Here is a 15,061-nt window from a genome sequence, read left to right on the forward strand (position 1 = left end):
ATGGAGGCGAGGCAGTCATTATCCTACGCTAAGCCAGTCGACGCAAAAATCAGAGAGTCTTTGGTCGGCTCGCGCTGAGATTTCACCCATCTGATGATGTTGCATAAGATAGATTATGGAACCGAGATGCGGTTTTGATTGCGTGCTTTTCGGCCCAACCACAGTTCCTTATTTCCTTGGACCAGCAGAACTGCGGTTGGTAGCGTGGCGTCTCCTGGGACAGGTTCCTACGCCGCCTGCGGCACGCAGGCCTCGCAGATCGCCGCGATGTGCCGGTGGTCGGTGCCGCAGCAGCCGCCCAGGATGCGCATCGTCGGAAACGAGGCTGTCAGCCTGCTGTAGCGCCGCCCGAGATCGTCCGGGTCGCCCGCGTCGAGCGTTTCCGATTCATCCAGTTCGGCATGGCTTTTGGCTGAAGCGTTCGCCTTCACGCCATAGACGCGATCGAGCCAGCGCTCGCCCTTGTTCAGCGCCTGCATGAAATGCGTCGGATGGGCGCAGTTGATCATATAGTAGGCTGGCGCACCGTCTGTCGCGTCGTCGACCCTGTCGATCGCCTCGCCGAGCGCCATGCCGGTGACCAGCTTCCCGTCCGTCTCCACGGTGAACGAGATCATGCAGGGGATCTCATGCGCCTTGGCCGCCCGCGCCACACCGATTGCCTCGTGGAAATTGGTGAGCGTATAGGCCGCAACCATGTCGGCCTCGGTCCGCGCGAAACTCTCGATCTGCGCCGCGTGATAGGCTTCCGCCTCGTTGGCGTCCATCTTGCCGGCTTTGTAGCCGTCGCCGCGCGGCCCGATCGCGCCGCTGATGACGCAGGGCGTTTCGGCGGTCTCGAACTCCTTGCGCAGGTCCAGAAGAAGCTCGATCGAGCTCTCGTTGACGACCCGCAACGCTTCCGGCCCGTAGCCGAGCAAGGTTCCCCAATCCGGGTTGGCCCGCCACGTCGGCGTGTCGAGGATGAAGCCGGTCCCATTTTTGCACGCAATGGTCAGATAACGGACGTAATATTCCCTCAGCTTCTGCCGGCCTTCAGGCGTTGCCATCAGCGTGAATGAAGCAAAATGCGGAAGCTCGAGGCCTTCGTGAAAGATGAAAGTCGTTTCCATGCCGCCATCGCTCAGGAATGTTCTGTTGGCGAGTTGCGGCAGATTCTGGCGGTACTTGGCCATGTTTGTCTCCAGTGGTAAGATGACACCGTGCCGCCCTGGTGGCGACCGGTTCGCAATAGCCAGGTTTTAGCAGCACGTGCCGCCGGTGCGGTAGAAGGCTTGTGGTCCGGTACTCCAACGAAGCGGAAACCGCAGCAATTGCAGACGGATAGCCGCGCTGGGCTGGTCGTATTGCTATCGGTGCCGATGTTGGCGGGTGTGAAAACCATACCGCCGGTACAGTAGATTTGAGGGCATTCGGTCATGCGCAAGGGTGCGGAAACGCGCGAACGCATTCTGGAGATCGCCGAGACCTCGGTGCTCGCCAAGGGGTTCGGCGCGACTTCCATCGAGGAGGTGATCGCCGAAGCCGGCATCACCAAGAGCGGCTTCTTCTATCATTTCAAGGATAAGAACGAACTCGCCCGCGCTTTGATGCTGCGCTACGTCGAGGAGAACGACCGCATCTTCGATGATGTGTTTCACCGCGGCCGGCAATTGTCCGATGATCCGTTGCAGTCGTTCCTGATCACGCTCAAGCTGCTTGCCGAGCTGATGGGCGACCTGCCGAACGGCCACCCCGGCTGCCTGATCGCGACGTTCACCTATCAGGAGCGCCTCTTCGACCGCAGCGTTCGCGACATCGCCACCACCGCCGTCCGCTCCTGGAACGGGCGGTTTAGCGATGCGCTGAACGAGATCGCGGCCGTCTATCCTGCCCGCAAAGGCATGGACCTCGAAGACGTGGCCATCATGTTCTCTTGTGTGATCGATGGCGGCATCATCATGTCGCGGGGGCTCGGCGACCCCCGCGTGTTAGAGCGCCAGATCCTCGCCTTCCGCAGCTTTGTAAAGATGTTGTTCGCGCCGGCGGCGCCCGAAATCATGCTGCCGCCCACCGCCATCGCCGCCGAATAGGAGTGCGCCGGGCGGCGCTCGCTGCAGCCCCGAGGCTTGCGATCAGCGTGCTCGACTCAGACTGCCAGCGTCACCACGACAGCCTGCGCTGCCCTGACCATTGCGTGTGGCTCGGCGGCGAACACCGCGTCGTGCGCGCCGGCCGCAGCCCAAACGCGATCGAAACCGAGCAGCGTTTCGTCGGCGAACGCCGGGATCGCAATCAGATGGCCGATCGGCGCCACGCCGCCGATGGCAAAGCCGGTTTCGTCGCGGATCTGCCGCGGGTCGGCGCGCTTCAGCGGCTCGCCGGTCAGTGCGGCAGCCCTGGCCAGATCCAGCTGATTGGAGCCGGAAACCAGGAAGAGAAACAGCTTTCCGCTGGTTTCTCCCTGGAACACCAAGGATTTGACGATCTGAGCGACCGTGCAGCCGCATTGCGCGGCGGCTTCCTCGGCGGTGCGTGTCGAGGCACCCATGCGCGTGATTTCGATGTCGAGGCCGGCATCGGCCGCTGCCCTGGTCACACGATCAATGCTTCCAGCCATGAAGAACCGAACCTATCATGCAGATTCATAAGGGATTTCGATCGTCATGCCGTCATAGGCCGGCTCGACGTCCGCCGGCGTCTCGGCCATCACCGCAGCGTAGTCGAGCGGCACATGCATGTGCGTCAGAACGGCCTTTTTCGGCGCAAGTTTTTCGATCCAGCCGAGTGCCTGGCCGAGCGACAGATGGTTCGGATGTGTCCTGTATTGCAGCGCGTCGATGACCAGCACGTCCAGGTCGCGCAGCCGTTCGGCCGTGGCCTCGGGGAAATCACTGACATCGGGGCAATAGGCGAGGCCGCCGATGCGAAAACCAAGCGATATGATGTCGCCATGGATCTGCGGCAGCGGCTCGAGGGCGAGGGTACCCCCCTCGCCTTCGATCACGACCGGCCTGGCATGGTCGATGATATGGGGCTCGACGATGGGCGGATAGGAACTGCCTGACGGTGTCTCGAAACAGTAGGCGAACGCCTGCCGCAACCGCAGCATGGTGGGCTGGTCGGCATGGATGTCGATCCGGTGATGCTGCTCGAGCACGAAGCCGCGCAAATCGTCGATGCCGTGGATATGGTCGGCATGCGGATGCGTATAGACGACCGCATCGATGCGCCTGACCGCTGCCAGCAGCATCTGCGCGCGGAAATCCGGTCCGGTGTCGATGACGACTGTGGTCCTGTCGCCGTTTGCCGCGATCCGCTCGATGAGCGCTGCGTTGCGCATGCGCCGGTTCCTCGGATTGGCCGGATCGCAATTGCCCCAGTCGCCGGTGATGCGCGGCGTGCCCGGCGAAGAGCCGCAGCCGAGAATGGTGAGGCGCAGCCGGTCGCTCATGCGTCAGGCGCTCGGCGCGGCCGGGCGCGGCATCTTGCTGAACAGCCGGAAGAAATTGTCGGTGGTGACGGCGGCGATTTCGCCTTCGCTGACGCCAATCGTTTCGGCCAGCACCTTGGCCGTATGCGCGACATAGGCAGGCTCGTTGCGCTTGCCGCGAAACGGTATCGGCGCGAGGTATGGCGCGTCGGTTTCGACCAGCAGGCGGTCATGTGGCACATCGGCGGCGATGGCGCGCAGTTCGGCCGAATTCTTGAAAGTTACGATGCCGGAAAAGGAAACATAGCCGCCGAGCCCCACGCCGATCTCGGCCAGCCTGCGCCCTGACGAAAAACAGTGCAGGACGAAGGGGAAGGCGCCCTTCCCTGTTTCGTCCTCGAGTATATCGGCCATGTCGCTGTCGGCATCGCGCGCATGGATGACCAGTGGCAGGCCCGTCTCGCGCGCTGCGGCGATGTGCGTGCGAAAACCCTGCGCCTGCGCATCGCGCGGCGCATGATCGTAGAAATAGTCGAGCCCGGCCTCGCCGATCGCCACCACTTTGGGATGAGCGGACAGCCGGACAAGCGCCTCGACAGTCACGTCCAGCTCCTCGGCGGCATTGTGCGGATGGGTGCCAACCGAGCAGTAGACTTCGTCAAAAGACCTAGCAATCTCAAGCACTTGCTGGAACCTTTTCACACGCGTCGAGATCGTCACCATGCGGCCGATTCCAGCGGCCAAAGCGCGGAAGACGATGGCCGCCCGCTCCTCTGCGAAGTCCGGAAAGTCAAGATGGCAGTGACTGTCGACCAACATCAGATGTCAGCGTCCGGCTGCTCGACGTAACGCGGGAACACGCCCTCCGGCGCGGGCAAAGCAACCCCTGATACCAGCGCATAGTCCGCGTGGACATGCACGAAATCGCGGCTGTCCTCTGGCACAGCCAGCAGGTCGAGCAGCTTGGCGGCCGATCCCGGAATGAAGGGCTGGCACAGCAGCGCCACGCGTCGGACGACTTCCGCGGTCGTCCACAGCACCGTTTCCATGCGCGCCGGATCGGTCTTTCTGAGCGCCCAGGGTTCCTGCGAGGCGAAGTAGCGATCGGCCTCCGCCACAACGCCGAAGATCGCCGCCAGCGCCAGGTGGATGCCCTGCTCCGCCATCACCTTGCGTGCAGTAGCAAGCGCCTCCACCGCCTGGTCGAGGATCGCCCTGTCGGACTCCGCCAGATCGCTGCGTTTCGGCACCACGCCGCCGCAGTTCTTGGCGATCATCGACAGCGAGCGCTGCGCCAGATTGCCAAGACCGTTGGCGAGGTCGGCATTGGTGCGGTTGACGATGGCCTCGTGGCTGTAGCTGCCGTCCTGGCCGAACGGCACCTCGCGCATGAAGAAATAGCGTACCTGATCGAGACCGTAATGCTCGATCATCGCAAACGGATCGACGACATTGCCGACCGACTTCGACATTTTCTCGCCGCGGTTGAACAGAAAGCCATGCGCGAATACGCGCTTCGGCAGGTCGATCCCTGCCGACAGCAGGAAGGCCGGCCAGTAGACGGCATGGAAGCGGACGATGTCCTTGCCGATGACGTGGACGTTCGCCGGCCAGAAGGACCATCTGTCATCGGCCGCATCCGGATAACCGGCAGCCGTGATGTAGTTGGTCAGTGCATCGACCCAGACATACATCACATGCTTGTCGTCGCCCGGCACCGGCACGCCCCATTTGAAGGTGGTGCGCGAGATCGACAGGTCCTTCAGCCCGGATTTGACGAAGCTGACGATTTCGTTGCGCCGTTCCGCCGGTCCAACAAATTCGGGGCTGCTCTCATAGAGCGCGAGCAACCTGTCCTGATAGGCGGAAAGGCGGAAGAAATAGCTCTCTTCCTCGGTCCACTCGACGGGCGAGCCGAGCGGTTCGCGACGCACGCCGTCGTCGCCGACCTTGGTTTCGGCCTCGTCGAAATAGGCTTCCTGCCGCACCGAGTACCAGCCGCTATAGCGGTCGAGGTAAATGTCGCCATTTTCCGCCATGCGTGTCCAGATCGCCTGGCAGGCCTTGTAGTGGCGCTCCTCGGTGGTGCGGATGAAAACATCATTCGAACAGCCGGTCGCTTCAAGCATCGAGCGGAAGATCGCCGAATTGCGATCGGCAAGCGCTTTCGGCGTCAGGCCTTCGGCGTCCGCCGTCTGCTGCATCTTCAAACCGTGCTCGTCGGTTCCCGAGACGAAGAAGACGTCCTTGCCGTCGAGCCGCTGAAAGCGGGCCAGCGTGTCGCTGGCGATGACATTGTAGGCATGACCGATATGCGGCTTGCCGTTCGGATAGAAAATCGGCGTCGTGAGGTAGTATTTTTCGCGTGCCATGGATGAGCCGTCATGAATGTCTGAATGAAAGATGCCGGTGAGATATCGCATCGAAACGGCGATTGCCATCCCGATGGGCCGTCACATTCGCATTGCAGAATTCAGGCGGTCGATCATGGTCAAGGCATGCTGCTTCTTGTCGAGATTGTAGGTGTCGGTTTCAGATATAGCGTTCAAAGCCTCGTGCCAAGTATCCGACAGCGTTTTGGCCCGCGCCAGATCGCCCGCCAGCGCGGCCTGGCTTGCGCCGGTCGAGAGCAGGTCGAGCGCACGGCGGTTGAAGATATCGAACTGGATCGCCCGGTCGCGCCCGGCCACCGCCTCCGCCAGGCGATAGGCGCCGACAACATCGCTCTTTCCCGCTGTCGCCAGCGCGTCGAGCGTCTCGGCGATTTCCAGCCCGCCATACTGCGTCAACAGGATTGCGGTGCGCGCGCTGCCCCCTGCCCGCTTGGCCAGTGCCGCGCGCGCCGCGGGATCGTCCGGTGGCGGGGGTTCGACGCTCTCCAGGACCGTCATCAGGCTCTCGGCATCGAGCGGCGTGAGCCGCACCATCTGGCAGCGAGAGCGGATCGTCGGCAACAGGCTGCCCGGCGCATGGACGATGAGGATGAACAAGGTGCGTGCAGGTGGTTCTTCAAGACTCTTCAACAAGGCGTTAGCCGCATTGGTATTCATGTCGTCGGCCGGGTCGACGATCACCACCCGGTAGCTGCCGTCATGCGAGGTCAGCGACAGGAAACGGCTGACTCTGCGGATCTCGTCGACGGTGACGACCGTCTTAAAGCTCTTGGTCTTGTCGTTCGGCGGGCGGGTCAGATGCAGCACCGAAGGATGCGCGCCGGTGGCGATCTGGCGAAACAGCGATGACGCCGGATCGGGAACGGCAAGGACCTCCGGCGCCTGTTCGGACGCCGGATGCTTCAACAGATGATGCGCCAGATGAAAGGCGAGCGTCGCCTTGCCGATGCCGACCGGCCCGACAAAGATCAGCGCATGCGGCAGCTTCCCGGAGCGATAGGCTGACGCCAGCATGTTCGCGGCCTGGTCATGTCCGACCAGGCGCGGCGTCTCGGATGGCTCCGGTACGCCGTCAAGTGTGTCGTGCTGTTCTGGTGCGATCCGTTCGAAAATCATCCCGGCGCCTGCTTCCTGTGCCTCGGCGTCATCGTCTCCAGCGCTGCGAACACGGCGCCGGAGACGACATTCTCCACCGTGTCGGGGTCGGCGGACGCGTCGATGACGATGCAGCGCTCGGGTTCTGCCGCGGCGATTGCCAGAAAGGCTTGGCGGCGGCGCTGGTGGATATCGAGCGTTTCCTTTTCGAAGCGGTCGGCGCCGGCATCGGTGCCCCGGCGTGCGGTGGCGCGCCGCAGTCCTTCGGCCGGGTCGATATCGAAGATCAGCGTCATGTCGGGCACCATGCCGTTGATGGCGACCTTCTCCAGCGCGCCCATGAAGGCTGGATCGAGGCCGCCGGTGACGCCCTGGTAGACGCGCGAGGAGTCCATGAAGCGATCACAAAGCACGATCGAGCCGCGCTCGACCGCCGGCCGGATGACCTGCTCGACATGGTCGGAACGGGCAGCGGCGAACAGCAGCGCCTCCATCCTGGGACCGAATGGCTCGGCAGCGCCGGAAAGAAGGACATGCCGGACCGCCTCGGCGCCTGGCGAGCCGCCCGGCTCGCGCGTGACAAGGACATCGTATTTCTTGGCGCGCATCTTGCTGGCCAGCCGCTCGATCTGCGTCGACTTGCCTGCCCCTTCTCCGCCTTCGAAGGTGATGAAGAATCCGCTCACCAAAGCCTTTATCCATGCTGCGGGACCGTAATAGTCCTGACTTGAGAAAAGGTCCACGCCGCGGCTGCTAACGCAGCCAGCCGACCGCCAGTTCCTTGGCGGCATCGAGCGCGCGTCGCGGCAGCGAGCCGACGCCAACCGGCTCGGCGGCGAAAAGCGGCGTCTCCTGGCTCAGCGTATCACCGATCCAGACCCGCAGCGCACCCACCGGTTGTCCCTCCTCCACGGGGGCTGCAACCGGTCCCTCATAGACGATCCTGGCGGTCAGTCTGTCGCGGTTGGCGATCGGCAGGAAGATGACCACGGGCGCTTTTGCCTTCAGCGCCACGCCGGATTTCGCACCGCCGAAAACCTGGGCCTCGCCGACCACTTCGTCCTTGGCGAAAATCTCGGTTTTCTCGAAGGAACGAAGGCCCCAATCGAGCAGTTTTCGCGCTTCCTCGGCGCGCTCGCGATCGCTTGCCAGACCGCTCATCGCCGCAATGACCCGCCTGCCACCATGGCTGACCGAGCCGACGATGCCGAAGCCGGATGCATCGCTCCTGCCGATCGCCAGGCCGTCGGCGCCGATATCCATCGCCAGCAGCGGGTTGCGGTTCCTCTGGGTGATCTTGTTCCAGGTGAAGTCCTTCTGGCCGTAGTAGCGATAAAGGTCCGGGTACGCGCGCCAGATATGCAGGGCAAGGAGCGCTAGCTCTCGAACCGTCGCTTGTTGACCGTCGGCCGGCAGACCGGTTGCATTGACGAATGTCGATTTCTTGAGGCCAATCTGCCTTGCCCGCTCAGTCATCTCAGTCGCGAAATTCGCCTCCGATCCGGCAAAACCTTCGGCGATGATGATGCAGCCGTCATTGGCTGCCTGGACCGTCACGCCCTGGATCAGGTCCGCAAGCCGGATCGTCGACTTGAGCTGGGCAAACATTGTCGACGTGCCGGATGGCGCGCCGCCGGTGCGCCATGCGTTCTCACTCACCACGAATGTATCGTCGAGCGTCACGCGCGCCGATTTGATGGTGTGGAACACCACCTCCATCGTCATCAGCTTGGCCAGCGACGCCGGCTGAATCGGCCTGTCGGCATCCTTGGAAAACAGCACTGTTCCGGTTTCGGCATCGATCATGAAGGCCTGCGCAGCCTTGGTCTCGAAAAGCTGCGCTCCGGCCGGCACCAGCGAAAGCAGCAGGAGAACAAAACCCAGAAGCCCGGCGAGAGGCGCGGCGAAGCGAAATTTCATGAGAAGTTCGACCTGTCAGCCGGTAGTTCTGCGCAAGCTCTATCAGGCTTTGTCCCGGCCGATCAACCGCGCGATCGACAACTGGGCAAACTCCAGGTTTTGCCGGTCAATTCCGAACCACGAGCGCGTCCGGTGCGCCATGCGACCATGCCGCCTGCAGCATGTCGTCCAGGCTGCCATGGCCGTCCGGATAGAGATTGACCGAATACCAGTCCTTGCCCTCGAATTCCGAGCGCTGGATTTCGGTCTTGCCGAAGCCGGAAAGCTGGGTTGCCACCTGCTGCGCCTCGGCGGCATCCTCGAACGAGCCCGCCGCGATATAGTCGGTGGGTGAAGCGGCCGAAGGACCTTGCCGCTTCCACGATTGAAGGATTTCGGCAGGCGACATGCCGGCGCCATCGAGCGCGGCAAAGACAACGGAGGCGCGCTGCACGGGTTCGTTGGCGTAGGACAGCGTCGCTACGGCGAACGGCGATTGCGGCGGCAGATTGATCTGCGGCCGTTCCGGCACGATCGGCCCGAAATCGGGCAGCGTCACGCTGCCAGCGGCCGGCGTCTGCGCCGCCACGACAGGCTGTGCTGATGGCGAATTCGTCAACTGACCGGGAAAGGGAGCGGCGGCCAACCCCGTGCTCGGCGATGGCCCATTCATGGCGATCATGACACCGGTGGGCAGTCCGTCCGACGGATCCGGCGCCCTGTTGCCGGGATGGTAAGAGGCCATCAGATATTGCTCGTCATTGCCGTGAAGCGGCGCCCGTCCGACATATTCGACCTTCACCTTGGCCGTGCCGATATTGGCATAGTCGAGCATTTCGGCGGCGCGCTTCGACACATCGATGATGCGCCCGTCATGGTAAGGACCGCGATCGTTGACGCGCACGATGACCGAACTGCCGGTCTTCAGATTGGTGACGCGCGCATAGCTCGGCAACGGCATTGTCGGATGCGCGCCGGTCAGATGCGTCATGTCGTAGACTTCGCCGTTTGCGGTCAGCCTGCCGTGGAAGGCCTCGCCATACCAGGATGCGAGACCCTTCTTGGCATAGCGCTTGTCTTCCTTCGGATAATACCACTTGCCGCGCACTTGATAGGGCTTGCCGAGCTGATCGCGTCCGCCGCCACGCTGCAGGCCCGACAGTTTGAATGTAACGCGCGGGCTGGCTTTTACGCCATACACGGATTCAGCAAAATATTCCTTGGAGCGAGGCTTCTTGTTGACCATTGCCTTGGGCTGTGGCGGCGCAGCGCAAGCCGCCAGCAAGGCAGCCGACAGGGCACACAACGCGAAAGCGGAAGCGCGACGAAGACGCGGGCGCGTCGTGCTCTGCATTTTTCGATTGTCCCCTCTCAACAAAGGCACCGCAACTTGACCGTCGGCAGGGCTAAAACCTACCCGACAACGCCAGCGCCACCTTGATTCGCAATCCCTTGTGCACAGGAATTGTTTATCACCGTATTAACCGATTATGGTCCGAACCGGGCGAGATTGTGGCACGAGCCGCCCCGGCGATCACTGTGAAAAATCACGGCGTTTCGACCTTCGCCGCAGCGCTGCTCGTCCTGCTCGAGCCCCGCCGTCAAGCGCCCGTGCCCTGCCCTTGGCAGGAACCGGCAACAGCCGGTTGACAGGACTTCGTTGGGCGCACTAGAGCAATGAAGCGCGAACGATCTCCGAGGCGTGCCCCACAGGGTACGCGTTGAGATCAGGACGAGCATCCAAGTGGTTGAAAAATCACGATGGAGGGATGGCCGAGCGGTTTAAGGCACCGGTCTTGAAAACCGGCGTGGGTGCAAGCCCACCGTGGGTTCGAATCCCACTCCCTCCGCCAGTTGCCGTTGATTTGGCTACAGAAATTGTCATTTCAGCAGAAAAACGCACAAATTGACGTACGCTGCTTTCCGGGGGCTTCCTGCCACTATCGGCGGGTCGCCCCTTGAGCGCAGCACGGGTGAGCTATTGGAATTTGACGAGATCATTTCTGGCAAGGAACCATTCCTTCATGAGGCTACCCTTCTTGAGATCGAAGAGGGGCTTAGGCTTGACTTCAAGGTTTCCGGCCGTGGCAAACCCGGCGCAGCCTTCAATGCCCAGGCCCAACTAACCAGAGAGGGCCGAACTAGTATTGCCAAGGCACTTTCGGCCTTCAGCAACTCCGCCGGAGGGGTGGTGGTGATCGGGGTTGACTGTCGCAGAAACACCACTGATGGTCTCGATTGTGCGAACTCCCTTGAACCGCTCCCCAACTGGAAGGCGGCTCTCAGTGCTTTGAACTCGGCCGTTGGCGATTTGTTGCAGCCCAAAAACGACGGCGTTCGAGTTGCCGGGTTTCCATCTCATGCTGACGAATCTTTGGGATACTTGGTGATTGACGTCCCTAGGTCTGAGCGTCGGCCGCATATGTGCCAAATGACCGGGCGATACTTTAAGCGATCGGGCAGCGCCAGCTACCCAATGGAACACTACGACATAGAGGACGCGTTTCGTAGAAGAGCAGTTCCCAAGCTTAAGCTCAGAACAGACGTGTACCAGTTCATGGGAGTAGGCTTGAGCCTCCACTTCCGCATCCGTCTTTGGCTCGATAACGTGTCCTCGATGACTGCTTTTTTCCCCTCCCTCACGATTAGCGATTTGGAGGGAATTCAATTCGGCTGGAGCGACGACCGCTTGCCATCGGTGATTAGGATGAACGAAGGGAACAAAGTCACAGCTTACGGAAATGCCGAATACGTCATTCATCCTGGCTCGACGCGTCAGATCGACGCTTTGCAGTTCGAAGCTGCTTTTGATGAAGGAAGAAAACTATTATCGATAGGGAACCGCGAGCCGAATATGGCCTATCTTGCGTTCAAATACCGAATTGGTGCGCAAGATATGATGTCGCAGAAAGAAGAGACTGAAATTCGTCTTTATCCGCTCATACCGCAATAGCCCACCACCGTGAGGCAGCGGTCGCAACAATCGACATCGTAAGCACTGCACTGGGCCATGCTGTTGAGTATAAAGCGCCAGACACACGGTAGCCCGCCACCCTGAGGCAAGCGGGGCGCACTCCAGGGGCAGTCTTCTTGGCATTTCATGAGACCCGCCTGGGAGCAAAGGCCCGTTTGGCGGTCATCCAACATCGGGAAATGATTGAGCGCGTCGCAGCGGCTCTGGTAGAGCGTCTGAGCCTACCTAGCGATCAAGTCGATGCTCTCATTCGCTGAAATCGTCAACGCCGCTCGGCTTTGAAGACCGGGCGGCTTGCGACTGATGCTGACTTAGGGCACCAGTTCCTCTTAAACAGCGGGGTGTATCTGGATGCAGTTCCACGATGAGCTATGGAAAGTCGAACTCGCACGATTTGCCGATGAGATTCGTGCAATCCGCATCCGGCCTGACGCGGAGTATGAAGAAATCTTCTGTGCCGAACGACCGATTTTCTACTCGGCCTTCATCGTCCGGAAGCTGATAGAAGATGTTGCGGTAACCGATAAGCTCAAATCGCGCTTCACGACGGTTATCTCCCATGAATCAACACGAGGAGGTGAAGAGATTTTCCTAGAGCCAATGCTTGGCCTTTTGGACGTAAAAGATCACTTCGACATCTCCGACCCCAAGGAAATCCGAATTTCTTTCAATGACCTTTCGAGCGAGATCATTCACAGCGACGGGTTTATCTGGCTTTTTGGCGATGAGGAAAAGGCGTCAACATCTCCTGGATTTGCCGTCTTCTCCCATCGAAACACGCTGAAGCGAATGCTCGTGATCGGCCTGGACACCTATGTGGGCGTGCTAGAGGAAATACAGGCTGACAAGCCAACAAGGTGGTACTCGGCCAAAGGCCTAAAGACCGGCCGCGTGACCCGGCACGCAGAATGACGCTCTACATCGCCGCCAACCGCCTCTGGCGCATAGGCAGCGCGACGTGGTCGGCATGGCCGCCTGCCTACTGATGGCCGGCGCGCGGCGGTCGCGGCCCTTGCCTGACCGCGCTGTTAGCGGGGCCGGTGCCGGCCACTTGCTCAATCGTCAAGCCGCCCTTGCTGGGGCGATGCCTTTCGAGCGATATTCTTACGATGTCAGAATCAAAGCTGGATACGATTTACAAAGTGCTGTCGGACTGGACCGACTTCGAAACCGCTGACGCGCTGGTCCATGGATATTTTGCTGGCGATCGCACTGCGCAGGAAGTTCAGCGATTCCGTGCCAGGCAAATTCCGTTCAAGAAACTCTCCGATGAAGTTGTGCCTGCGATGAAGTACCTTCGTGAGATCGGCTTCAAAGGATCTCTTCGCTTTCCGTTCGACAACAGCACGCCCGATTGCTGGATTCGGACTAATGACGGCGAGGTGCGCGGGATCGAAGTGACGCTTGCCAAGGCCCGAGAGCGCGTTGCTTTGGCCAAGGAACTGAACGAGACTGGGAGTGGTCGCGGCTATTTGGGCTTGTCAGACGAAGCGCCCCAGAAAGAGTTTGAGGCGAAGCTTGCCGGAAAACGCGCTATGTACACGACTGAGGCTGCACTCAGCAGCATTGGCGCGGCTATCAAGTCCTGCCTGAGCAAGAAAACTCATAGCCGTTACGCTGGTTTTGACTTGGTGATCGATGCTCCTCTTAGGACGCTTCCGGCTGATCGCTGGAAGCTGATCGAGCCCGATCTGAGTGCGGCTGCCGAACCGACAACGTTTCACCGCGTCTACGTTGTCGGCAACTCGGAGTTGCGCTCTGGTTTCTATATTAAAGTGCTTCCGTAGAGCGACCTTTTCTTGTGGATCGATCGACGAAACCGGCGGGAGCGCGGGATTTCCGTGATCGCGTACCTCCGACCACGCCCAACCTCTGTTAGCTTGTTCGTGCGGCGGACCCCAATCCCCGGCCGGGCCCAAAAAGGCAATTTACCCCAACACCCCCTAAGCAGGCGCCGGCCTTCCCTTACCCGAGAAGGTCTGAAAAGTACAAGGACAGGTCCATGTGTCATTCCTTATTTTGGGGAGTCCAGCTGCCGATGGCCGAAGTTGTTCGCCGGACCGGATTCAGGTATCTGCTACGACCGATGAGGAACTCTGATCAAAAGATGAAAACCCGGGTTGTCGGCCTGGGCTTGCTGGTCGCCTTTATCCTGGCGGTCGTGTTTGTGCCGTGGTTGACGTCGAACCTCACGGGCGCGCGATAGTTGGCTAACCTGGGCGTAGCAGCCGAAGAAAATAACATCTATATTTGAACCGCGGTTAATACCGCCACCAGGGCTGAGGTTCGGGAAGGGCGGCGTTAAGGGTCGCGGCAGAAGAGGCGGCCTGGAGAGGGGCACAATGGCGAACGACGAGACAGAGAACGCATCGCCGCGGCAGCCGGCGAATGTCTACCCCTTCCCAGTGTATTTATCGGAGAAGGAACTTTCAGACAGCGACGAATATGCCGGCGGCGACCCCTATTCAGTGGAAACTACCCACACCAGAAGTTCTTTCCACCAGCGGCGATTCGATCTCACTTTGGATCTATTGCGTGGATTGGGGCACCTTGATCGCATCCTCGATGTGGGCTGCGGCGAGGGGCACATAACCGCCGAAATCAAGCGGCAGTTTCCAAAGGCCGAAGTCCATGGACTGGACTATTCGCTTTCCGCCATTCGCAAGGCGCACCTTGCGTATCCGGACATATCCTTCTCGGTAGCCGATGCGGTGAAGTCCCCCTATCCAAAGGGTAAGTTCGATGTCGTTGTGTGCAACAACCTCTGGGAGCATGTGACAGACCCAATCGGCCTGCTTCTACGCATGAAGGATGTTCTCAAGCCAGGCGGCTCGGTGATCATTTCCACGCCTAGCCGATATCGAACGGCGAATCTGGTGCGCGCAATACTCGGTCGAAAGATCGTCTTCATGTCCAAGTATCATGTTACCGAGTACACCGTCGGCCAGGTCAAAGAGCAGCTCGCGTATGGGGGATTCGACGTGATTAGGGTGCTCAGTCGGCCCATCAGTGCCGGCTCTATAAAGCTCAGGTTAGTACAAAAAGCGCTAAGTGCGTGGCGCGCCGCAACGGGTTCCCACCATGAGCTTGAGGAGACAATTTTCTACTTAGCGAAGTGGACCAGGAACAACGCACACCAATCAGACATCTAGCCCAATGCGGCGACCCTTAGATCACGCTGTTGCGACCGCTCGACCTCGTCTCGAAGTAGTTCGATCATCCATCCATAGGGCTGAATTTCACCGTCGGTCCACGACATGTCACTGCGCCAGTAGCCCGGGCAAAAGC

General features: G+C 60.5%; 14 protein-coding genes and 1 tRNA gene. 6 read left to right on the top strand and 9 right to left on the bottom strand.

The annotated features are described in order from the left end of the window. Window positions 1-227 precede the first annotated feature (227 nt). Window positions 228-1,175 (bottom strand): homocysteine S-methyltransferase family protein, encoded by a 948-nt coding sequence (locus NMG80_RS27650; protein ID WP_254021039.1) that lies wholly within the window; start codon window positions 1,173-1,175, stop codon window positions 228-230. A gap of 243 nt (window positions 1,176-1,418) precedes the next feature. On the opposite strand from NMG80_RS27650, the gene NMG80_RS27655 reads away from it, so the two are divergent. Beyond that, window positions 1,419-2,072 carry a TetR/AcrR family transcriptional regulator gene (locus NMG80_RS27655; RefSeq protein ID WP_254021040.1) on the top strand — a complete coding sequence of 218 codons (654 nt, stop codon included), beginning with the start codon at window positions 1,419-1,421 and terminating at the stop codon, window positions 2,070-2,072. Window positions 2,073-2,128: 56 nt separating this feature from the next. Here the strand turns inward: NMG80_RS27655 and NMG80_RS27660 are convergent, their stop codons facing one another. The 8 genes from NMG80_RS27660 to NMG80_RS27695 all read right to left on the bottom strand — a co-directional run bounded on the left by NMG80_RS27660 (window position 2,129) and on the right by NMG80_RS27695 (window position 10,153). Further along, on the bottom strand, window positions 2,129-2,599 hold the full coding sequence (locus NMG80_RS27660; RefSeq protein WP_254021041.1) for a YbaK/EbsC family protein: 471 nt from the start codon (window positions 2,597-2,599) through the stop codon (window positions 2,129-2,131). Between the two features lie 15 nt (window positions 2,600-2,614). Continuing rightward, a complete protein-coding gene (locus NMG80_RS27665; RefSeq protein ID WP_254021042.1) occupies window positions 2,615-3,433 on the bottom strand; it encodes an MBL fold metallo-hydrolase in 819 nt (272 codons plus the stop codon). 3 nt (window positions 3,434-3,436) lie between these two features. Further along, entirely contained in the window at window positions 3,437-4,231 is a 795-nt protein-coding gene (locus NMG80_RS27670; protein ID WP_254021043.1) for a TatD family hydrolase, read from the bottom strand. After that, entirely contained in the window at window positions 4,231-5,784 is a 1,554-nt protein-coding gene (metG, locus tag NMG80_RS27675; protein WP_254021149.1) for a methionine--tRNA ligase, read from the bottom strand. The genes NMG80_RS27670 and metG overlap by 1 nt, the downstream gene beginning before the upstream one ends. An 81-nt stretch (window positions 5,785-5,865) precedes the next feature. Next, window positions 5,866-6,921 (bottom strand): DNA polymerase III subunit delta', encoded by a 1,056-nt coding sequence (locus NMG80_RS27680; protein WP_254021044.1) that lies wholly within the window; start codon window positions 6,919-6,921, stop codon window positions 5,866-5,868. Then, complete coding sequence (gene tmk, locus NMG80_RS27685; protein ID WP_254021045.1) at window positions 6,918-7,589, bottom strand: dTMP kinase; 672 nt, start codon at window positions 7,587-7,589, stop codon at window positions 6,918-6,920. The genes NMG80_RS27680 and tmk overlap by 4 nt, the downstream gene beginning before the upstream one ends. A 64-nt stretch (window positions 7,590-7,653) precedes the next feature. Further along, window positions 7,654-8,820, bottom strand: coding sequence for a D-alanyl-D-alanine carboxypeptidase family protein (locus tag NMG80_RS27690; RefSeq protein WP_254021046.1), 1,167 nt, complete (start codon window positions 8,818-8,820; stop codon window positions 7,654-7,656). A gap of 106 nt (window positions 8,821-8,926) precedes the next feature. Further along, complete coding sequence (locus tag NMG80_RS27695; protein WP_254021047.1) at window positions 8,927-10,153, bottom strand: septal ring lytic transglycosylase RlpA family protein; 1,227 nt, start codon at window positions 10,151-10,153, stop codon at window positions 8,927-8,929. Between the two features lie 409 nt (window positions 10,154-10,562). Between NMG80_RS27695 and NMG80_RS27700 the strand changes: the two genes are divergently transcribed. From NMG80_RS27700 to NMG80_RS27720, 5 genes are all read left to right on the top strand, one after another. Further along, window positions 10,563-10,652 (top strand) — tRNA-Ser (locus tag NMG80_RS27700). 128 nt (window positions 10,653-10,780) lie between these two features. Then, window positions 10,781-11,752, top strand: a complete 972-nt coding sequence (locus NMG80_RS27705; protein ID WP_254021048.1) for an AlbA family DNA-binding domain-containing protein — start codon at window positions 10,781-10,783, stop codon at window positions 11,750-11,752. 372 nt (window positions 11,753-12,124) lie between these two features. Beyond that, window positions 12,125-12,685 carry a hypothetical protein gene (locus NMG80_RS27710; protein WP_254021049.1) on the top strand — a complete coding sequence of 187 codons (561 nt, stop codon included), beginning with the start codon at window positions 12,125-12,127 and terminating at the stop codon, window positions 12,683-12,685. 197 nt (window positions 12,686-12,882) lie between these two features. Next, a complete protein-coding gene (locus NMG80_RS27715) occupies window positions 12,883-13,560 on the top strand; it encodes a hypothetical protein (RefSeq protein WP_254021050.1) in 678 nt (225 codons plus the stop codon). A gap of 555 nt (window positions 13,561-14,115) precedes the next feature. Continuing rightward, window positions 14,116-14,925, top strand: coding sequence for a class I SAM-dependent methyltransferase (locus NMG80_RS27720; protein ID WP_254021051.1), 810 nt, complete (start codon window positions 14,116-14,118; stop codon window positions 14,923-14,925). Window positions 14,926-15,061 lie beyond the last annotated feature (136 nt).

The sequence above is a fragment of the Mesorhizobium escarrei genome, from assembly GCF_935825525.1.
Lineage (GTDB): Bacteria > Pseudomonadota > Alphaproteobacteria > Rhizobiales > Rhizobiaceae > Mesorhizobium > Mesorhizobium escarrei.